The sequence below is a fragment of the Bradyrhizobium sp. HKCCYLRH1034 genome, assembly GCF_051168375.1.
Taxonomy (GTDB): Bacteria; Pseudomonadota; Alphaproteobacteria; order Rhizobiales; family Xanthobacteraceae; genus Bradyrhizobium.
In genome coordinates this window covers 166,939-186,681 of record NZ_JBNPUW010000009.1, presented here as the reverse complement: position 1 = coordinate 186,681, position 19,743 = coordinate 166,939, and the positions used below count along the sequence as shown (strand labels likewise).

15 protein-coding genes are annotated in these 19,743 nt (G+C 67.6%); 9 read left to right on the top strand and 6 right to left on the bottom strand.

The genetic code is table 11. The features are described from left to right. Positions 1–138: 138 nt before the first annotated feature. The gene (locus ACQR0W_RS22415) at positions 139–1,356 is read left to right on the top strand and encodes an alpha/beta hydrolase (RefSeq protein ID WP_316165973.1); all 1,218 of its coding nucleotides are present in this window, start codon (positions 139–141) and stop codon (positions 1,354–1,356) included. Between the two features lie 133 nt (positions 1,357–1,489). Here ACQR0W_RS22415 and ACQR0W_RS22410 read toward each other — a convergent pair whose 3' ends face one another. Continuing rightward, complete coding sequence (locus ACQR0W_RS22410) at positions 1,490–2,329, bottom strand: class I SAM-dependent methyltransferase (protein WP_316169800.1); 840 nt, start codon at positions 2,327–2,329, stop codon at positions 1,490–1,492. A gap of 159 nt (positions 2,330–2,488) precedes the next feature. Here ACQR0W_RS22410 and ACQR0W_RS22405 point away from each other — a divergent pair, with 159 nt between their 5' ends. Continuing rightward, positions 2,489–4,027, top strand: coding sequence for a helix-turn-helix domain-containing protein (locus ACQR0W_RS22405; protein ID WP_434840762.1), 1,539 nt, complete (start codon positions 2,489–2,491; stop codon positions 4,025–4,027). Between the two features lie 16 nt (positions 4,028–4,043). Here ACQR0W_RS22405 and ACQR0W_RS22400 read toward each other — a convergent pair whose 3' ends face one another. Further along, the gene (locus tag ACQR0W_RS22400) at positions 4,044–4,550 is read right to left on the bottom strand and encodes a thioesterase family protein (protein WP_315713394.1); all 507 of its coding nucleotides are present in this window, start codon (positions 4,548–4,550) and stop codon (positions 4,044–4,046) included. A 72-nt stretch (positions 4,551–4,622) separates the two neighbouring features. Here ACQR0W_RS22400 and ACQR0W_RS22395 point away from each other — a divergent pair, with 72 nt between their 5' ends. Next, a complete protein-coding gene (locus tag ACQR0W_RS22395; RefSeq protein ID WP_315713393.1) occupies positions 4,623–6,044 on the top strand; it encodes an FAD-binding oxidoreductase in 1,422 nt (473 codons plus the stop codon). A 176-nt stretch (positions 6,045–6,220) separates the two neighbouring features. On the opposite strand, the gene ACQR0W_RS22390 is transcribed toward ACQR0W_RS22395, so the two are convergent. The 4 genes from ACQR0W_RS22390 to ACQR0W_RS22375 all read right to left on the bottom strand — a co-directional run bounded on the left by ACQR0W_RS22390 (position 6,221) and on the right by ACQR0W_RS22375 (position 9,854). Beyond that, complete coding sequence (locus tag ACQR0W_RS22390) at positions 6,221–6,493, bottom strand: GCG_CRPN prefix-to-repeats domain-containing protein (protein ID WP_315713392.1); 273 nt, start codon at positions 6,491–6,493, stop codon at positions 6,221–6,223. A 267-nt stretch (positions 6,494–6,760) separates the two neighbouring features. Further along, positions 6,761–6,991 (bottom strand): hypothetical protein, encoded by a 231-nt coding sequence (locus ACQR0W_RS22385; RefSeq protein WP_315736839.1) that lies wholly within the window; start codon positions 6,989–6,991, stop codon positions 6,761–6,763. Between the two features lie 199 nt (positions 6,992–7,190). Beyond that, complete coding sequence (locus tag ACQR0W_RS22380) at positions 7,191–8,894, bottom strand: SulP family inorganic anion transporter (protein WP_316169799.1); 1,704 nt, start codon at positions 8,892–8,894, stop codon at positions 7,191–7,193. Between the two features lie 42 nt (positions 8,895–8,936). Next, the gene (locus tag ACQR0W_RS22375; protein ID WP_316169798.1) at positions 8,937–9,854 is read right to left on the bottom strand and encodes a LysR family transcriptional regulator; all 918 of its coding nucleotides are present in this window, start codon (positions 9,852–9,854) and stop codon (positions 8,937–8,939) included. A 102-nt stretch (positions 9,855–9,956) separates the two neighbouring features. Here ACQR0W_RS22375 and ACQR0W_RS22370 point away from each other — a divergent pair, with 102 nt between their 5' ends. The 6 genes from ACQR0W_RS22370 (at position 9,957) to ACQR0W_RS22345 (ending at position 19,736) form a co-directional block, all read left to right on the top strand. Then, positions 9,957–10,391, top strand: a complete 435-nt coding sequence (locus tag ACQR0W_RS22370; RefSeq protein ID WP_315713388.1) for a DoxX family protein — start codon at positions 9,957–9,959, stop codon at positions 10,389–10,391. 214 nt (positions 10,392–10,605) lie between these two features. Then, positions 10,606–11,418: a DODA-type extradiol aromatic ring-opening family dioxygenase gene (locus ACQR0W_RS22365; RefSeq protein ID WP_316169797.1), complete on the top strand. Its 813-nt coding sequence runs from the start codon at positions 10,606–10,608 to the stop codon at positions 11,416–11,418. A gap of 796 nt (positions 11,419–12,214) precedes the next feature. Further along, positions 12,215–13,516, top strand: coding sequence for an MFS transporter (locus ACQR0W_RS22360; RefSeq protein WP_315825249.1), 1,302 nt, complete (start codon positions 12,215–12,217; stop codon positions 13,514–13,516). Between the two features lie 72 nt (positions 13,517–13,588). Continuing rightward, the gene (locus ACQR0W_RS22355) at positions 13,589–14,821 is read left to right on the top strand and encodes a cytochrome P450 (RefSeq protein WP_315713385.1); all 1,233 of its coding nucleotides are present in this window, start codon (positions 13,589–13,591) and stop codon (positions 14,819–14,821) included. 168 nt (positions 14,822–14,989) lie between these two features. Next, positions 14,990–18,763 (top strand): AsmA family protein, encoded by a 3,774-nt coding sequence (locus tag ACQR0W_RS22350; protein WP_315752463.1) that lies wholly within the window; start codon positions 14,990–14,992, stop codon positions 18,761–18,763. 31 nt (positions 18,764–18,794) lie between these two features. Beyond that, positions 18,795–19,736, top strand: a complete 942-nt coding sequence (locus tag ACQR0W_RS22345) for a LysR family transcriptional regulator (protein WP_315713383.1) — start codon at positions 18,795–18,797, stop codon at positions 19,734–19,736. The last annotated feature ends 7 nt before the right edge of the window (positions 19,737–19,743 follow it).

Genomic DNA, 19,743 nt, shown 5'->3' with positions numbered 1-19,743 from the left:
TTCGGACGGCCACGTTCTTCGGACCCGGCACATCGCACGTCGCTGCCGTCGTGCGGAAACTACTCCGCGTCGCTTCCGACGGTCCGCTGGTCCGGTGCCGTGCCATGCACGTTGGCGATACTTTCAGAGGGCGGGATCATGAACGTCACAGTCTATTTCGCGACCAACAGGCAACCGATCACGGCTGAAGGCACGAATCAGATTACCGGGTTCAGCTCCGAGCTCGGTCCCGTCAACGGCTTGAACATCAGGTATGGCCGGGCCGAGATCGCGGTCGATCTGCAGGCATCGAGCTATGCCCTGGTGCCTGGATCGCTTCATGTCGAGGACGAGCAACTGATCTTTCCGCAAGGCTCCCGTGCGGTCCTCGGCAGCAATACGATCTTCGGCGCCCTGCGTGCCGACATGCTGGCGAAGGCGCGGCCGACGCTGGCGTTCATTCACGGCTTCAGCAACAGCTTCGTCGACTCGATCGAACGCGCCGGGTGGATCTCGGCGTTCTACGGGATCGACGCCAACATGTTCGTGTTCAGTTGGCCGTCGGTCGCCTCGCTGGTCGGCGTGCCGCTGCCCTTTGTGGACTACCAGCACGATCGCAAGACGGCGGCGGCATCCGGCCCGGCCGTGGCACGCACGCTGCGGCGGCTCTATGATTTCGTCGACGGGCTGCCCGAGAGCGAACGCTGCAACCAGAGCATTCATCTCATCTGTCACAGCATGGGCGTCTATGTCCTGCGCAACGCGTTGCAGGCCTTGATGCAGATGCCCGACCCGGTCGCCGGCGCGGCCATGGCCGGCGGCGTTCCGGCGATGGTGCGGATGGGCGGGACGCAGCCGTCCCTGACCGGATTGCGCAGGACCTTCGACAAGGTCGTGCTCGCGGCGGCCGACGAGGACGCGGACGCGTTCGACGACCCGGCGAAGCTGAAATATCTGCCGCGCACTGCGAGCAGCGTCACGGTCTATCACTCGACCAAGGATTGGGTGCTCAATACGCTGAGCGCGGGCACGAAATTCAACGGTCCGCGGCTCGGCAGCGACGGTCCCGACAACATGGGCAGCATCAGCGACAAGGTCACCGCGATCGATTGTTCGGATGTGACGACGTTCGAGCAGGACCCGCAGCAGCACCAGTATTACCGGATCTTCCCGGTGGTCCGCGACGACATCGTCCAGGTGCTGCAGGGCGTGCCGCAGAACCAGGTCAGCAACCGCGATCCGGTGGGGTCGGGACGCTACCGCATTCGGCCGCAGGCCCGCTTGGCGGTCAGGGCCACCAGTCCCAAGCCGCGCGCCGCGAAGGCGCGCGTCGCCAAGTCCGGTGCTGCGAAGAAGAGGGCGGCCGGCGGGAGCTGAGCGCGGGACGCAGGCGCGCCCGCATGGGCCGGCTCGGCGACGAGACGAGGCTGCTGCGGATCGCCCGCCAGCTCGAGCAGGCGCAGCCCTGGTTCGCGCGCCTGCCGGACTGGGTGATGCAGAGCTGACGATCTCAGCGTTTGATGATGACCACTTCGAGATACTCCGACGGCACCACCATCGTGCCGTCCTCGGCGCGATTGAGCGTCCCGATCAGGGCCAGCATGTCGCGCTTGAGATCGGCCTGGCGGTCGCCATCAAGCGCAGCGAAGGCCTTGAGCACCGGGCCATAGTAGGTCTTGAACACGTCGACGAAATGCTCAGGCGAGCGGTAGCGCATCGCGAAATGACGCCGATGGCAGCGAATGTCGGTGGCATCGGCGAACATCTCTCGGATGCGTGCCTCGGTGCCCCACAGCGCCGGCGATCTGGCGCCGGCGGGCGGTGGCAGATATTTGCCGAGCGTCTTGAACAACTGGCCGATGAAGCCGTCGGGGGTCCAATTGGCCAGGCCGATCTTGCCGCCGCTGCGGCACACCCGGGTGAGCTCGGCGGCGGCGCGCTCCTGCCGGGGCGTGAACATCACGCCGAATGTCGAGACCACCACGTCGAATGTGCCATCGCCGAACGGAAGCGCCTCGGCATCGGCCTCCTGGAACTGCACGGACAGGCCGTCGGCGGCGGCACGCTGGCGCCCGCGGTCGAGCAGGGCAGGCACGTAGTCGGTCGAGACGACGTTGCACCAGCGCCGCGCCGCAGCCAATGTGACGTTGCCGTTGCCGGCGGCCACGTCGAGCACCTTCTGGCCGGCGCGGATGTCAAGCGCCTCGCAGAGTTCCTCGCCGACGATCTGCAGCGTGTTGCCGACGATGGCGTAGTCGCCGGACGACCACGCGCTGTGCTGGCGTGCCTTGAGCGCGGTGAAATCCGGCTCTGCGGTCGCGCCGGCCTGAATTGCAGCTGATGCGGTCATGATGGTCTCCTCCGGAGAATGCAGCGCTGTTGCGCGCGCTGGTGTGTGGAGACGTACGCGGCAGGCTTCGGGCGGCGCTATCCAGATCGCGACACGGCCATCCGGATCGTGAACTTTTCGAGCGCCGCCGATGACCCATAGGCAATTGGACGTCGTCGCATGATGGACGGAGATCAGGTTCCCCTGGCGGCGCGGCAGCCTTTGCCACGCAGCGTGCGCCGCGCGCTCGAAGCGATGCATGACGACCTCGGGCGGCGCTGGACGCTGGCCGATCTGGCGAAGATTGCCGGCGTTTCCGGACGGACCTTGCAGCGCGAGTTCGTCAGGTCGATCGGCCGGTCGCCGCAAATGGTCCGGCAGGAGATCGGCTACGCGCGCGCCCGCGTCGAGTTTCTGCAGGGGCGCGCCGGCGGGAAGGTGATGGACGTCGCGCTGCGCTGCGGCTTCCCGCATTACGGCCGCTTCGCCGCCGGCTATCGTCGCTGCCACGGCGAGACGCCGTCGGAAACCCTGAAGCGGCAGGCGGTCTTGATGGCGCAGCTCGCCGCGTCGCGCACCACCATTGCGCCGGTGCGCGATCGGCCGACCATTGCCTTCGCCATGATCGCCACCGATCCGAGCGTGCGCGAGCTGGCGGACGACCTCGCGGCCGAGCTCACGCTGGCGCTGACCCGCGCGGGATTTGCCGTGACGACCCAGCCGCGCGCGGCGCGCTACCGCATGAACGCGTCGCTCCAGGGTCGGGATGGCGCGTCACGGCTGCTGCTGCAGCTGATCGACCAGGACAGCGGCGGGCTGATATGGGCGCATCGCGGCGAGGTCATGCTGCGGTGGGAGGCCGACAGTCACGAACGGTTGGCCGCCCGCGTGGCGGCATCGCTGCTGCAAAGCCTGCGCCGCGCCGAGATCGATCGGGCGCTGCGCAAACCGGATGAGGATCTGACCGCGCAGGATCTCGCGCTGCGCGCCATGCCCGGCGTGCTGTCGCTCGACGCCGACGGCAACCGCAGTGCGCTCGAGCTGCTGCATCAGGCCATCGCCCGCGATCCCCGTCATGCCCTGGCCACGGCGCTCGCGGCCTGGGCCTACGGCCAGCGCGCGGTCTATCATTTCGGCACCGCGCCCGGGCAGGACCGGCAGCTTGGTCGCGCCCTGGCGCAGCGCGTGCCGACCGAGCTTGCGGATGCGACCGTGCTGTGCGTGCTCGGCAACGCGCTCACCTTGCTGGATGAGCTCGCCGAGGCCGAGCAGGTGGTGGGCCGGGCGCTCGCGCTGGATGGCGGTGCCGCCTGGGCCTGGAGCCGCAGCGGCTGGCTCGATGTCTATCGCGGCGATGCCGCGTCGGCGATCGAGCGCTTTCGGATTGCGCTGGATCTCGCGCCGCAGGACCCGCTCGCCTTCAACGCCATCATTGGAATCGGCTGCGCGCATTTCGCCGCCGGGACCTACGCGGAGGCGGCGCGCTGGCAGCAGCGCGGCCTGCGCGAGCACCCGTCGTCGCTCTGGGTGCACCGGACCATGTGCCCGTCCCACGTGCTGGCGGGCGAGCGATCCGCGGCCCTGCGCAGTCTGCAGGCGCTGCGTGCCGGCTATCCGGACCTGACCCTGGCCGAGGTCCAGCGCGGCATGCCGCCGCTACCGGACGCCTATTCGGCCCGGGTATTCGAGGGATTGTCCGACGCCGGCCTGCCGGCGTAGCGGCGGCCGGTCACCGTCACCTCTTCGGCATGCCGATGGCGCGGCCGAGCCCGTCGGGCTGCGGCAGCGCGGCATGCGCCTGCAGCACGCGGGCGATGTTGGCCTGGATGTCCGGCGGAAACGGCGCGACCTTGCGCTTGGTCATGTCGATATGCACCGACATGCCCTCCGAACTCGCCGAGATCCAGCCTTCGTCGGCGTGGCGGAGCTCCTCGAACGTGTGCAGCCGCTTCTCGTCGGCACCGATCAGCCAGACTGCGACCTGCACCGGATCACCCAGATGGATCTCGCGCAAATAGCGCACGTGGCACTCCGTGATGAAGGTCGAGCCCTGCCGTTCCTTCATGTAGGCCGGTCCGATGCCGAGCTCGGCCCATAGCTGGTCGATCGCGCGGTCGAACATCACGTTGTAATAGGCCATGTTGAGATGGCCGTTGTAGTCGATCCATTGCGGCTCGATCTGCATGATGGACGACAGGAACGGCCCCGCGCCGGCTTGTGTGGGCACTGCATTATCGCTCATCGGCTCTTCCGTTTGCTCCCTTGACCCCTGTTGCGTCCTTTGCCACGGTCCGCCCAACTTTCGGAGGAAGCAGTGGCGACGACGATCCCCCATCACGATTTGAAGCGGCCCGCGCCGGAGGCGCTCAAGAGCGCGCTCGACGCGCTGGCGGCCCGCTTCGGCAACCGGCTCATCACCTCGCAGGCCGTGCGCGAGCAACATGGCCATACCACGACCTGGCTGCCGACGCAGCCGCCGGATGGCGTGGTGCTGGCGCAGGAGACCGCCGACATCCAGGACGTCGTCCGCATCTGTGCGCCAAAGGGCGTGCCGATCATTCCGTTCGGCACCGGCACCTCGTTGGAGGGCCAGGTCAATGCGCCGGCCGGCGGCATCTGCATCGACATGCGCGACATGAACAAGGTGCTGGAGGTGCATGCCGAGGACCTCGACTGCGTGATCCAGCCCGGCATCACCCGCAAGACCTTGAACGAATATCTGCGCGACCAGGGCCTGTTCTTTCCGATCGATCCCGGCGCCGACGCGTCCCTCGGCGGCATGGCGTCGACGCGGGCCTCCGGCACCAATGCGGTGCGCTACGGCACCATCCGCGAGAACGTGCTGGCGCTGAAGGTCGTGCGCGGCGACGGCGAGATCATCAAGACCGGCACCCGCGCCAAGAAGTCCGCGGCCGGCTACGATTTGACGCACCTGTTCATCGGCGCCGAGGGCACGCTCGGCATCATCTGCGAGATGACCATCCGGCTGCGTGGCATTCCCGAGACCATCGCCGCGGCGTCGTGCTCGTTCGAGACCGTGCGCGGCGCCTGCCAGGCGACGATCCTCGCGATCCAGACCGGCATTCCGGTGGCGCGCATCGAGCTGCTCAATGCGGCGCAGGTCAGGGCGTGCAACGCCTATTCCAAGCTGACGCTGCCGGAGACGCCGCTGCTGCTCTTGGAGTTTCACGGCAGCGAGGCCGAGGTCGCCGAGCAGTCGAAGAACTTTGCCGAGATCGCCAGGGAGTGCGGCGGCGGCGACTTCGCCTGGACCACCAAGCCGGAGGACCGCACCAAGCTGTGGCAGGCGCGTCACGATGCCTATTGGTCCGTGAAGGCGATCCGGCCCGGTGTCGGCGTGGTCGCGACCGATGTCTGCGTGCCGATCTCCAGGCTCGCGGACTGCGTCACCGAGACCGAGGAGGACCTCGCGCGTCTCAGGCTGACCTCGCCGATCGTCGGCCATGTCGGCGACGGCAATTTCCACTGCTCCTTGATGTGCGACGTCGACGACGCCGACGAGATGGCGCGCGGCGACGAGTTCATGCATCGCCTCGTCGAGCGCGCGCAGGCCATGGGCGGCACCTGCACCGGCGAGCACGGCATCGGCCAGGGCAAGCAGAAATATCTCGAGTCCGAGCTCGGCCCGGAAGCGCTCGATGCGATGCGCGCGGTGAAGCAGGCGCTCGATCCGCAGAACATCTTCAATCCAGGCAAGATCATCCCGGCGCGCTGATCGGCAATCCAAGCCGAGCTGGGTTTCGGATTCGGGTTCGGCGTGCAGGCCCGCTGATCACATAGGGCCGCTGCTCACATCTCCCAGCTCGCGGGAGATGTCGGAATGCATCACGATTCGCCAAATAGAAAACGCCGCCGCGTTCGACACGCGGCGGCGCTTTGTTTCCGTGCAGATCAACGGCAGACGCGGCGCGGTCCCCACGGCGTCGGCCGCACCCAGCAGGTGCGCGGGCCGTAGACGCCGTAGCCGTAGGGGCGATAGACGCGCGGGGCGGGCCGGCAGCGGCCCCAGCGGTCGGGGAACCAACCGGGACCACAGCCGCCGGCGACGCGCTCGACATTGCTGTCCGGAGCAGCCGGCTGGGCTGGCAGCGTGAAGGCCTGCGCGGCCGACGCGCCCAACATGACGGTCGCGGCGAGCAGGGCGGAGGTGAACAGATTGCGCATTGCAGTGCGGTCCTCTCGTTGGTTTCGAAGCAGTGCAGTCCTTAGACGTCGTCGGGCAAATTTTGGTTTCGCAATATTTTCGAGGTCTCGAAACCTCTTCCCAGTACCATAGAGCTCTCGACGACGCCGGTCGCCCGATGCAGCTCTGCCGATCATGTGGCGCATCGCTGCAGTGTCGACGCCATCGTGCGGTCTTCTAGCAGACATTCGCTGCAAGGAACATGAACGATCAGCGACGCGTCCCGCTGGCTTTCGTCGCAGGCGGCATCATTTTCCGCCTTGCTGCGCCTTTGCGTCCTTCAACGCCGTCCTGCAACCGTCGGAGAGCTTGTCGAACTTCTCGATCATGCATTGCTTGATGCGGCCGCCGCCTGGCATGATTCCAGTACAGAGCGTACGCACATCGTCGCCGCAGGCCTGGCGCATGGCGCTCCTGTCCTGAGCCTGGGCGGCGGTGCTGGAGATGACTATCAACAGCAGCGGAAGCAGCTTGTGCATGATCGATGATTCCTCTCTCGCCGCGGCCGACGCGCCGGGCCTCGTGAGGCGGTTGTCTCCCCGATGAATTTAGCGGGCATATGTCGACCGTCGCCGCAACGTGTAACGGTTTGTATCACGAGGTCACTGCGCAGAGCGCAAGCGTCCGCCTGCCGCCGGGGTCGTCGTCGACCACGGCGGCGCTCGTGCCGCCATTCCCTCAAGCGTGCACATCCGAGGCACTGCTGCGCAGCTTCCGCAGCGCGTGATCGACGCTGTGGAACACGCGCTCCCGGGGCAGCACATCGTACAGGCCGAACCGTTCGAAGGCCGCCTGGGCCCGCAGCGACTCCAGCCGCGCCACCGCGAACACGATACCGGCCTCGTTGCAGATATGGATCACGTCGCGCAGGGTCTGCGCGGCGGTGAAATCGATCTCGACGATGGCGCTGGCCTCGAACACCACCAGCCGCGGCTTGCGGCTGCGCAGCAGGCGCTGCATGTCGGCGCGGAACGTCGCTGCATTGAGGAAGCTGAGCGGGGCCTGGAAGCCGACCACGGCGATGTCGGACAGTTCCTCGCCCTTGATCTGCGGATGTGCCGGCCACCAGATCGTCGTGTCCGGCACGCGCTGGAAGGCGATGAGGTGGGCGCGCGTCGTGCTCCAGATGCCGTGCAGCAGCGACAGCGCGATGCCGAGCGCGACGCCCTGCTCGATCGGCAGTGCGACGATGGCCACCGCGGTGGCCAGGATGAGCAGGAACTCGCCCTTCGACGCACGATAGACGCTTGTGATCTGCGCGACGCGGATGATGCGCAGCGCGACGAACAGCAGCACGCCGCCGAGCGCTGCCTCCGGGACGTTCGCAAGCAGCCGGGCTCCGAACAGCACGAGCAGCAGCACGATCCCAGCGGCGAGCAGGCCCGCGACCTGCGACCGGCCGCCGGTCTCGACCACGATGCCGGTGCGCGGTGGACTCGCATTGACCGGAAACGCGCCGAACAATCCGGCCAGCAGGCTGCCGGCACCGGCGCCGAGGAAGTCGCGGTCGACGTCGGCCGCGCGGTCGGGATCGGAAGGGAACGAGCGCGTCGTCGCCGACGTCTGCACCATCACCACGACCGCGATCAGGAAGGCGAGCGGAACCAGCTTCGCCCATTGTTCCGGCCCGATCAGCGGCACGGACGGCATCGGCACCGTGCCGGCGATCTCGCCGATGACGGGCACGCCGCGTCCCCGCAGCCCGGCCGAGAGCACGAACAAGGTCGAGGCCGTAAGCGCAATCAGCGCGCCGGGAATGCGGGCGCTGATCCGCTCGCAGACCGTGATGGTCGCGAGCACGCCGAAGCCGATGAGCATCGTGTACCCGTTGGCCTTGCCGAGTTCGCCCGCGAGGGTGGCGATCCGCGCCAGCGTTGGCCCGCTCGGTGACGGCAGGCCGAGCACGCCCGGCAATTGCGAGACGATGATGTGAACGGCGATGCCGGCCAGGAAGCCCACGGTGACCGGCACCGACAGCAGGTTGGCGATGCCGCCGAGCCTGAAGCCGCCGGCCAGCACCAGCATGACCCCGACCAGCAGCGCCAGCGCCGCAGCGAGGCTGCCGTATTCAAGCGTGCCGCTGGCCGCGAGCAGCGCCAGGCCGCCGGCGAAGATCGGCGTGATCGTGGAATCGGCGCCGCAGGACAGGAAGCGGTTGGCGCCGAACAGCGCGAACCCCAGCGATCCCGCCATGAAGGCGAAGAAGCCGGTCTCGGGCGTGAAGCCGCCGAGCTTGGCGGTCGCCATCTGCTCGGGGATCGCGATCGCCGCCAGCGTCAATCCGGCGGCGAGATCGGCGGGCAGGGCGCTGATCCGCCAGCCTCGCAGGGAGCGGAGCATCGGCCAATGATGGTTGCCGTCGTGGCGTGGTTGCTCGATCATGTCGATGTCTCCAAGCGCATCACGGTCGATGTGTTCGTCCGCTCACGCAAGATCGCGATCCCAGGGCGGCTCCGGCGCGAACGCCGCGGCGAGGTGGTCGATGAAGGCGCGCACCTTGGCCGATGGCGTGCGGTCCGGCAGATAGACGGCATGCACCGCCAGCAGGTCCGAGGGCGGCACCTCGAGCGTCAGCGGCACCAGCCGGCCCGCGCGGATGTCGTCGCCGACGATGAAGGTCGGCTGGTAGATCACGCCCTGTCCGGCCAACGCCGCGGCGAGCAGCGCATCGCCATTGTTGGCGCGCAGATTGCCGCTCACCGTGACATCGACCGCGGCTTTGACGCCCATGCGCCAGCGCGACGGGCCGGCCGCCGCCAGCGTGTAGCCGAGGCAGTTGTGACCGGCGAGATCGGCCGTGGTGCGCGGTGTCCCCTGCGCCGCGAGATAGGACGGCGCGGCACAGACCATCATCCGGCATGGCGCGAGCCGCCGCGCCACCAGGCTGGAGTCCTTGAGCGTGCCGATGCGGATCGCGAGATCCCAGCCTTCCTCGATCAGGTCGACGAGCCGGTCGTTGAGGCCGAGCTCGACGCTGACGCCGGGATGGAGCGCGGCGAAGCCGGCAAGCAGCGGCGCGATCTGGCGCGTGCCGAAGGCGAGCGGGACATTGAGGCGCAACAGCCCGCGCGGCTCGACGCGGTCGGCCGCGATCGCGCTCTCGGCCGCCTCGAAGTCGCCGAGCACGCGCTCGGCAAGGTCGAGATAGCGGCGTCCGGCCTCGGTGATGGTCAGCCGGCGCGTGGTGCGGTGAAACAGCTTGGTGCCGAGTCGCGTCTCCAGCGCCGCGAGGTGTTTTGTCACCATGGTCGGCGACATGCCGAGCAGGCGGGCCGCGCCCGACAGGCTTCCGCAGCCGGCCACCTTCGAGAGCACCTCCAGTCCGGTCAGCCGGTCCAACACTGGATCATCTCACTCTTGGAGTGTGAACTGATTTTCCATTGTAGCGGATTATCGTCTGAGGGGAAATGATCCATATGGCGGGAAGTCCCCACGGAGGTCCCGATGATCGATTCCCGTACTGCGCCTTATGCCGCGCTCCTGCTCCGCCTCACTCTCGGCGGGCTGTTCCTGGCCCATGCCAGCCTCAAGCTGTTCGTCTTCAGCCCGGCCGGCACCGCAAAGTTCTTCGGCAGCATCGGCCTGCCGCCCGAGCTGGCCTATCTCGTGATTGCCGCCGAGATCCTGGCCGGCATTGCCCTGATCCTCGGCATCGCCACCCGCTGGGTCGCGCTCGCCGCCGTGCCGATCCTGCTCGGCGCCATCTTCACCGTGCATGGCTCTGCCGGGTTCTTCTTCAACAATCCGAAGGGCGGCTGGGAGTATCCGGCGTTCTGGGCCGTCACCCTGGTGATCCAGGCCCTGCTCGGCGACGGCGCCTATGCGCTGGGCAGCCTTCGCAGTGGCCTTGCCGGCGGTCAGCTCCGCAGCGCACACTGATCGTCATGGTTGGTTGACTGCCGCGACAATCTCAGTGTCGTCCCCGCGAACGCGGGGACCCATAACCACAAGCGGACTTGGGTCGAGCACGCTGGTCGACGCGCAGCCTGCCTCAAATGCTGATCACGCGGTATGGGTCCCTGCTTTCGCAGGGACGACGGCTGTGGGTTGGGTTGACAGGTGGACATCCCTATATCGCCCGAGGAGAGATGACATGACCCTGCCCAGCATCTTCCTGTCGCATGGTTCGCCGATGCTGCCGCTCACGGATTCGGCCGCGCGTGACTTCCTCGTCGGCCTCGGCGGCAGCCTGCCGCGGCCGAAGGCGATCCTGGTGATCTCGGCGCATTGGGAGACCGACATCCCCGCCGTCAATGCGGTGGCCACCAACGAGACCATCTACGACTTCTACGGCTTTCCCCGTGAGCTCTATCAGTTGCGCTATCCCGCGCCGGGGGCGCCCGATCTCGCGCAGGCCGTCGCGGCGCGGTTGCAGGCGGCCGGCCTGCCGGTCGGCATCGACCGCGAGCGCGGCCTCGATCACGGCGCCTGGGTGCCGCTGCTCCTGATGTACCCGCAGGCCGACATTCCGGTGCTGCAGCTCTCGATCCAGACCGAGCAGGGCCCTGCGCATCATCTCGCGCTCGGCCGTGCGCTGGCGCCGCTGCGCGAGGAGGGCGTGCTGATCATCGGCAGCGGCAGCTTCACCCACAATCTCGGCGAGTTCCGCAAGCGCCGGCTCGACATCGACGATCCCGCGCCGTCCTGGGTGGTCGACTTCGCCGACTGGGTGCACCAGGCCGCGATCGAGGGCCGCGTCGATGATCTCGTCAACTACCGCCGTCTCGCCCCGCATGCGCGCGACAACCATCCGACCGACGAGCACTTCCTGCCGCTGTTCGCCGCGCTCGGCGCCGCTGGCGAGGGCGCCCGCGTGGAGCGCCTGCACAACAGCGCCAATTACGGCGTGCTGCGCATGGACGTGTATGCGTTCCACGGCGCAGACGAGGCGAAGGCTGCGGCGTGAGCCGTTGACTTGTTAGTTCGATCTGCATCTGCCCGTCGGGCTCATTTTGCCCGACGGGTTACTTTGTCGCAGACGATTTCGCTTGCGTCGTCGGGCAAATCACCGCGATCCTTCCGCGCATCCCGCCTCACTTGCGGAGGGGCGTTGCGCGCGATCGTCACGACACGCGAGGCGGGGAGCGGTGGCCGCGAGAACTCGCAGCATGTCCTTTCGATGTGCGGACGAACGAAGCTCTTGCGGACGTGAAGTTGCAGGGTTCTGATACCTCGACGCTGGTATCACCGCGCAACGCGTGAAACGCGTTGTCGCGCATGGCGGCCAACAAGCCGAGCGCCAGGAAGCCTGCATATAAGCGTGAAGACCATCGCGCAGGGAGGGCCGGGCGATCTCGGCTGAACCTGTGGTACCTGCCGCCTGCATTTTTTTGAGCAGGCGGGCCACGGGCGCGGCCAGCGCCCGGCCTTCCCTGCGCCCTCCTGATTGATGAGGGTGAACGGACGTTGCACAGCCCGGGCATGTCATGCCGCGGAATTGCAGACGCGCGTCGGTCTGTTCGATGAGCGCGAGATATCTCAGCGTCGTCATTGCGAGCACAGCGAAGCAATCGAGAGTCCCGTCCACAGCCCTGGATTGCTTCGCTGCGCTCGCAATGACGGAGGAGAGGCCAGCGTTCCCAAAGGTGCGCCGCACACATGACCTCGGAGGTAACTGACACGGGATGGCGCGGCGTAGAAAAACCTTGACCCCTCCGCATGCAGATGATGCGAAGGATGCACCAGGGAGTGAAACAACAACAATGCGCCTACCCTTCTATTATGGCTGGGTCATCGTCGCCGTGACCTTCGTGACGATGGCCGTCGGCGTCAATGCGCGCACCGCGTTCTCGCTGTTCTATCCGCCTGTTCTCGCCGAATTCGGCTGGGACCGCGGCGTCACCGCCGGCGCGTTCTCGTTCGGCTTCGTTGCCTCCGGAATCGTCAGTCCGCTGATCGGACGGCTGATGGATCGCACCGGCCCGCGGGCCGTAATGGAGCTCGGCGTCGTGCTGATGGCCGGCGGTCTCCTGCTCGCGCCGCTGACCACGCAGCCCTGGCATCTGTACCTCACCATCGGCGTGATGGTCGGCGCCGGCAGCGTCTGCCTTGGCTATTCCGGCCAGTCCCTGTTCCTGCCGAACTGGTTCATTCGCCGCCGCGGGCTGGCGATCGGCATCGCCTTCGCCGGCGTCGGCATCGGCTCGATGACGCTGTTGCCGTGGGTGCAGCACATGATCGCGCAGACCAACTGGCGCACGGCCTGCACCGCGATGGGCATCGTCGTGCTGGTCGTGCTGGCGCCGATCAATCTCTTGCTGCGCAAGAAGCCGGAGGAGATCGGCCTGCGCCCCGACGGCGACGCCGCGCCGCTCGCCCACGCGGCCAAGCCGGTGTCCAACGTCGTCGACGCCGCCTGGGCCGGCACCGACTGGACGTTGTCGCGCGCGCTGCGCACGGGCCGGTTCTGGTGGCTCGCGCTGGGCTATTTCTTCGGGCTCTATGTCTGGTACGCGGTGCAGGTGCACCAGACGAAATACCTGCTCGAGATCGGCTTCAGCTCGAGCGTCGCGGTGTGGGCGCTCGGGGCCGTCAGCCTGCTCGGGATTCCCGGCCAGATCGCGCTCGGCCACCTGTCGGACCGCCTGGGGCGCGAGGCGGTGTGGGGATTAGGCTGTCTCGGCTTCGCGATCTGCTTCGCCGCGCTGATCGCGCTCAAGGCCGCGCCGTCGCTGGTGCTGATCTACGTCATGGTGGCGACGCAGGGCGCGCTGGGCTACGGCCTGACCTCGGTGATGGGCGCGGTCGCGCTGGAAATATTCCAGGGGGCGCATTTCGGCAGCATCTTCGGAACGCTGATGTTGATCGGGCTGTGCGGCGGCGCAGCGGGGCCGTGGGTGACCGGCGTGCTGTATGACTACACCCTGAGCTACACGCCAGGCTTCGTGATCGCCTTCCTCGGCGCCTTCGTCTCGGCAGCGGCGATCTGGATCGCGGCCCCACGCCGGGTCCGCCTCGTCGCCGGCCAGTTGCACAGGTTAAAGACGGCGGGGGCGGCGGCATGATGTGTGATCGGGGCCGACTTGCCATAGCGCCGCGGCCGTGAGCTAATCGGCCAATCCAGGGAGAGGAACGCCATGAACGAGCATGTCCAGGCCGCCAAGGCCGCGCCGCTGTTCAATCCGCTTTCGCCGGAGTTCATCCGCGATCCCTATCCCTTCTATGCGCAACTGCGCGACAACGATCCGATGCATGTGACGCCGTTCGGGGCGTTCCTCGCCAGCCGGCACGCGGAATCGAGCCTGGTGCTGCGCGACAAGCGCTTCGGGAAGGACTTCGTCGCGCGTTCGATCCGGCGCTACGGCCCCGACATCATGCAGGAGCCGGTGTTCCAGAGCATGCGGCATTGGATGCTGCAGCAGGACCCGCCGGACCACACCCGGCTGCGCGGCCTCGTCGTGAAGGCGTTCACGGCGCGGCGGGTCGAGGACATGCGGCCGCGCATCCAGGAGATCGTCGACCGCACGCTCGACGCGGTGATCCCGCAGGGCCGGATGGATCTGATCGAGGATTTCGCCTTCAAGCTGCCCGTCACCGTGATCTGCGACATGCTTGGGATTCCCGAGGAGCATCGCGAGGCATTCTACAAGAGCTCGCGCGAGGGCGGCCGCCTGCTCGAGCCGGTGCCGCTGTCCAAGGCCGAGATTGCCGAGGGCAACGCCGGCAATGCCGTGTCCAAGGCGTACTTCCAGCACCTGTTCGAGCTGCGCCGGAAACATCCGGGCGACGACCTGACGACGCAGCTGCTGCAGGCCGAGGAGGACGGTGCCAAGCTCAGCCATGAGGAACTCACCGCCAACATCATCCTGCTGTTCGGCGCGGGACACGAGACCACGGTCAACCTGATCGGCAACGGCCTGCTGGCGCTGCACCGCAACCCGGAGCAGCTGGCGCTCTTGAAGGCGCGGCCGGAGCTGATCACGAACGCGATCGAGGAATTCCTGCGCTACGATTCCTCGGTGCAGCTCACCGGGCGGGTCGCGCTCGAGGATATCGAGGATCTCGGCGGCCGGCGGATTCCTGCGGGCGAGAGCGTGCTGTGTCTGCTCGGCTCGGCCAACCGCGATCCCGCCGTGTATCCGGACAATCCGGAGCAGCTCGATATCACCAGGCCAAACGTGAAGCCGCTGTCGTTCGGCGGCGGCATCCATCATTGCCTGGGCGCGCAGCTTGCCCGGATCGAGGCCGAGATCGCCATCGGAACCCTGCTGCGGCGGCTGCCGGAGCTGAAGCTGGACGATCCGGACAACCCGGACTGGCGGCCGACCTTCGTGCTGCGCGGCCTCAAACGGCTGCCGGCCCACTGGTAACCATCTTCGTCAACGGAGTTGTCCAACGCCCCGGAAAGACCGACAGCGCTGTGACTTCGCCATACTTAATCCTATATGATGCAGCGCTCCGGTATCGATGCCAGTGGGCCGCGGCCGCATTGGTTTTAAGGTTGGGACGCCGGAGCGTTGTCCTTTGAGGGAGACCCCGTGCAGACGACCCTGCTCGGCTTGGCGATTGCCTTCATCCTTGCGCTCCTTGCTGCGCTGATCGGCCCGTACTTCGTCGACTGGAACCAGTTCCGGCCGCAGTTCGAGGCCGAGGCGGGCAAGATCATTGGCGTGCCCGTGCGGGTCGCCGGTGCGCTGGACGCACGGCTTTTGCCGACGCCGACGCTGCGGCTGCGCCAGGTCACCTTCGGCGGCGCCAACCACCTCGGCAAGCTGCGCGCCGACAAGCTCGACGTCGAATTCAGCCTCGGCGACCTCATGCGGGGGCAGTGGCGGGCGAACGAGCTCACCATCGGCGGCATGGCGGCCGATCTCGGCCTCGATGCCAAGGGTCAGGTCGACCTGCCGGCAGCCTCCGGCCGCTTCGATCTGGCCGCGCTCGCCATCGACCGGCTCAACCTCACCGGCCGTGTCGCGCTGCACGACGCGGCCAGCCGCTCGACGCTGGAACTGACCGACATCGTCTTCTCCGGCGACGTGCGTTCGCTGGCCGGTTCGCTGCGCGGCGATGGCGCGGTGTCGATCCGCGGCGGCCGCTACCCGTTCCGGGTGTCGTCGAGCCAGGACAAGGACTCCAACGGCCTGCGCGTCCACCTCAACATCGACCCGGGCGAGCGTCCCGTGATGGCCGACATCGAAGGCCTCATCAGCTTCCCCAACCGCTCGCCGAAGTTCGAGGGCGCGCTGACGCTGTCGTCGCCCCCGAAGGAGCAGGGCGCCGACAACGACAAGCCCGCCCAGCCCGTGAAGGAGCCATCCGCAAAGCAGGCTCAACAGGCCAAGGCGGGTCCGCTGAACCAGGCCGGCGCGACGCCTTGGCGCATCGCCACCAAGATCGTCGGCGACCAGGCGTCGGCCAAGCTCGACCAGATCGAGGTCAGCTTCGGCCAGGAGGATCGCTCGCTCAAATTCGCGGGCAGCGGCGACGTCCGTTTCGGCGCCGCCCCCGTGCTGAAAGCCTCACTGTCCGCACGCCAGCTCGATGCCGACAAGCTCCTGGCCGGCGGTGACGACATCAAGGATCGACGGGCGATCGCGCCCGCGCTGGTGCTGCCGGCGCTGCGCAATTGGATCGCACAACTGCCGACCCTGCCGATGCCGGCCAACGTGCAGTTCGCGACCGAGCAGATCATGCTTTCCGGCCGCCCGGTGCAGAACTTTACTGCCGACCTCCACAACGAGCCTTCGGCATGGAGCCTCGAAAAGGTCGATCTGCGCGCGCCCGGCTCGACACGGCTGACCTTCCGGACCATCGGCATCTCGACCTCGGTCACATCGGGCTTCACCGGCGCGCTTGATCTCGAATCGTCGGAGCCCGACACGCTGGTGGCCTGGCTGCAGGGCCGCAGCGACAGCAGCTATCGCACGCAGCGTCCGCTGCGGCTGCGTGGCGACCTCAACGTGGCGCCGGAGCGGGTCGCGATCGACAGCCTCAAGGCCGACATCGACGGCGGCTCCGTTGATGGACGCGTCGCCCTCGTCAACCGGCCAGCGGGGCCGGGCTCGCGTTTCGAGGCGGTGCTGAAGGGCGATCGGCTCGATCTCGACGCGGCGATGGCCGTGACCCGTTCGCTGGTCGGCGTTACCGGCGAGTGGCCGGCGGAGGCCAGCGTGGCGCTGGACGTCGGCCGCGCCAAGCTCAGCGGCCAGGAGCTGCGTCCGCTCACCGCGCGCTTTTCCTACGATCCCAAGACCATCGCCATCGACCAGATCAAGTTCGGCCAAAGCAGCGGCGTGACGAGCGAGGGCTCCGGCCGGTTCGATCGCGCCGATGCAACCGGGCGGCTGGTGGTGACCTCGATGGCCGGCTCGCTCAAGGAGATCACTGCGCTGGTGCAGCCGCTGGCGCCGCAGATCGCCGCCCGCTTCGATGCGCTCGGCACGCCTGCCGGTGCCGCCCGGCTGAAGCTCACGCTCGATCTCGCCAAGGATCCGGCCAATGCCGATCGCAGCCAGGCCAAGGCGGTGCTCGATCTCGACGCGCCGCAACTCAAGGGCTCGGCGACGCTGACGGCAAAACCGTCGGCGGCGGCGCTGCGCAGCTTCGAGCTCGATGCGATCGATCGAACCGAGCTTGGAATCGAGAGCCGGGTGTCGTCGGAGCAGGGCAGTGCCGTGCTGGCGCTGCTCGGACTCGATCGCGTCGCGGCGGCGGGCAACGGTCCGGCCCAGTTCGACGCCAGCGTGACCGGCAGCTGGCGGACGCCGCTGCGGGTGAATGCGAAGCTGTCAGGCGCCGGTCTCGATGGCGATGCGCAAGGCTCCGTCGATCCCTGGGGCGACACCGCCAAGGCCAACGTCAATCTGCGCCTGCGCAGCGCCAACCTGTCGCCGTTGTTCGGATTGAAGCCGCAGGATCCGGCGGCGCAGAACATCCGGCTGTTCGGCCGTCTTGGTCTTTCCAACAATCGCGTGACGCTCGACGACATCGACAGCACGGTCGGCGGATCGCGGCTGCGTGGCCGGCTCGCGCTGGTGCTCGATGACGACAAGCAGATCGACGGCGAACTCGGGCTGGATGCGCTCGACGTGCCGCAAGTGTTCTCGGTGCTGATCGGCGGGGCCGGGCGTGAGTCGGCCGAGCCTTTGGGCGCCGGTCTCTTGAAGGGATGGCGCGGACGCGTCTCGTTTCAGGCCCTCAGCGGCGCCATTCTGAACGGCACTGATCTGCGTCCGCTGGGCGGCGCCATCAAGAGCGACGGCCAGTCGCTGACCATCGAGAATCTCAAGGGCAAGCTCGGCGGCGGCGACGTCAACGCGACCGTGGATGCGCGCTCCAACGCGAATGGTCTCGTCCTGAACGGCCGCGTCGAGTTGGCCGGCATTGACGGCAACGCGCTACGCTATCACAGCCTGAAGATGCCGGCCGGCAAGGTTTCGGCGCAGATGACGCTCGCCGCCGAAGGACGCAGCGTGCAGGCAATGATCAATGCGCTCTCGGGCAATGGCACGGTGACGCTTGACAATGCGGCGCTCCCCAATCTCGACCCGCGGGCGTTCGATGCGGCGTTGCGCGCGGCCGACGCAGGCCAGGTGAGCGACGACGGCAAGTTGCGGCAGGTGATCGAGCCGGTGCTGGCATCGGGGACGTTGCCGGTCACGGCTGCGCAGATCCCCTTCATCATCCGCGATGGCCGGCTGCGTGTCGGCGCCACCACGCTCGAAGCGCAGGGCGCCCGTGCCATCGTCTCCGGTGGCTTCGACATTCCGGCCGATCAGGCCGACATTCGCGTCAGCCTGAGCACGAGCACGGTCGGCAATGCCAATAGCCGTCCCGAGATCCAGCTGTTCGTGGTCGGGACGTCCGAGGCGCTGACGCGCGCGGTCGACGTCACCTCGCTGTCGTCGTGGCTGGCGGTGCGTGCCATCGATCGCGAGACGCGGCGGCTGGATGCGATCGCGCGCGGCGAGGTGCCGCCGGCCTATCCGTCGTCGACGGCGTCGCTGCCCGGTGCACCCGAGGCTGGCCCGGCGGCACCGAGCGCGGCCGACGTGCCGCTGCCCGGTCGTGATCCGCGGCGCGAGCCGCGCACCAAGCTCGGTGGTCCGCGCGCCGTCGTGCCGCCGCTGACCCCGCCGCTCTCGGCTCCCGCCCCTGCGCCTCAGCCGGCGGCACCGATGGCATCGAGCCAGCCGCAGGTCGCGCCCTTGCCGCCGCCGGTCGAGATCAAGCCCGCGCCGGGTGCGCTGCCGCCGCGCCCACGGCCGGTGCCGCGTCCGCCGGTCGTGCTGACGCCGCCGGGCAGTCCATGATGCCGGCTGACGGCGTGCGGAGACCGCGCCGATGATGACCTTGCGACAGGTCGAGGTCATTCGCGCGGTCATGGTGACGGGCACCATCAACGGCGCCGCGCGCCTGCTAAAGGTGTCGGCACCGGGCGTCAGCCGTCTGGTGAAATACACCGAGCGCTCGCTCGGCATCCGCTTCTTCCAGCGCCAGAACGGCCGCTACTTCCCGACGCCCGAGGCGCAGAACATCTTCGAGCAGATCAACAGCGTCTACGAGAAGGTCGACGATCTCAGCTACATCATCTCCAACATCGGCCGTGGCGCGCTGTCGGAACTGCGCGTCGGCTCGGTGCCCAGCATCTCCCAGGTGATGGTGCCGCGCGCGATCGAGCGCGTCCGCCGCCGCTATCCTGATTTGGGCATCGACATCAACATCCTCAAGATCGAGGAGGCGATCGACTATCTGATGCTGGGAAAGGGCGAGTGCGTGGCGATGAGCTACCGGCTCGATCATTCCGGGCTCGAATTCCTGCCGCTGGCCTCAGGCGAATTGTTCTGCATCGTGCCGCCGGGACACGAGCTCGCCGGCCGCAAACAGGTCTCGGCTGCCGAGATGACGCGCTATCCGCTGATCGGCATCGATCCCAACGACCCCTACGGCCGGATCATGGCCGAGATCTTCGCGCGCAACAAACTCAGCTACAATATCTCGATCAAGGCGCGCTTTGGCACCACAGTCTGCGCGCTGGTGAAGGCCGGGCTCGGCATCGCTGTGATCGACCAGTTCACGGTCGCGCATGGCGGCTATCCCGGCATTGAGTTGATCAAGATCGCCGAGCCGACGCGGTTCGACACCTACATCGCGGTCAAGCGCGGTACGCCGCTGTCGCTCTACGCCGAACACTTCATCGACTGCTTGCGCGCGGAGATGCGCGCGCTGGAGCCCGGCCGACGTCAGGTGGCCAAACCGGCGAAATCCGGTGGCGGCAAAAAATAACATGATG

Excerpts from the sequence above, each read along its gene's own strand:
- ACQR0W_RS22415 (WP_316165973.1), top strand. The coding sequence starts at position 139 with ATGAACGTCACAGTCTATTTCGCGACCAACAGGCAACCGATCACGGCT.
- ACQR0W_RS22410 (WP_316169800.1), bottom strand. The coding sequence starts at position 2,329 with ATGACCGCATCAGCTGCAATTCAGGCCGGCGCGACCGCAGAGCCGGAT.
- ACQR0W_RS22405 (WP_434840762.1), top strand. The coding sequence starts at position 2,489 with ATGATGGACGGAGATCAGGTTCCCCTGGCGGCGCGGCAGCCTTTGCCA.
- ACQR0W_RS22400 (WP_315713394.1), bottom strand. The coding sequence starts at position 4,550 with ATGAGCGATAATGCAGTGCCCACACAAGCCGGCGCGGGGCCGTTCCTG.
- ACQR0W_RS22390 (WP_315713392.1), bottom strand. The coding sequence starts at position 6,493 with ATGCGCAATCTGTTCACCTCCGCCCTGCTCGCCGCGACCGTCATGTTG.
- ACQR0W_RS22385 (WP_315736839.1), bottom strand. The coding sequence starts at position 6,991 with ATGCACAAGCTGCTTCCGCTGCTGTTGATAGTCATCTCCAGCACCGCC.
- ACQR0W_RS22380 (WP_316169799.1), bottom strand. The coding sequence starts at position 8,894 with ATGATCGAGCAACCACGCCACGACGGCAACCATCATTGGCCGATGCTC.
- ACQR0W_RS22370 (WP_315713388.1), top strand. The coding sequence starts at position 9,957 with ATGATCGATTCCCGTACTGCGCCTTATGCCGCGCTCCTGCTCCGCCTC.
- ACQR0W_RS22365 (WP_316169797.1), top strand. The coding sequence starts at position 10,606 with ATGACCCTGCCCAGCATCTTCCTGTCGCATGGTTCGCCGATGCTGCCG.
- ACQR0W_RS22360 (WP_315825249.1), top strand. The coding sequence starts at position 12,215 with ATGCGCCTACCCTTCTATTATGGCTGGGTCATCGTCGCCGTGACCTTC.
- ACQR0W_RS22355 (WP_315713385.1), top strand. The coding sequence starts at position 13,589 with ATGAACGAGCATGTCCAGGCCGCCAAGGCCGCGCCGCTGTTCAATCCG.
- ACQR0W_RS22345 (WP_315713383.1), top strand. The coding sequence starts at position 18,795 with ATGATGACCTTGCGACAGGTCGAGGTCATTCGCGCGGTCATGGTGACG.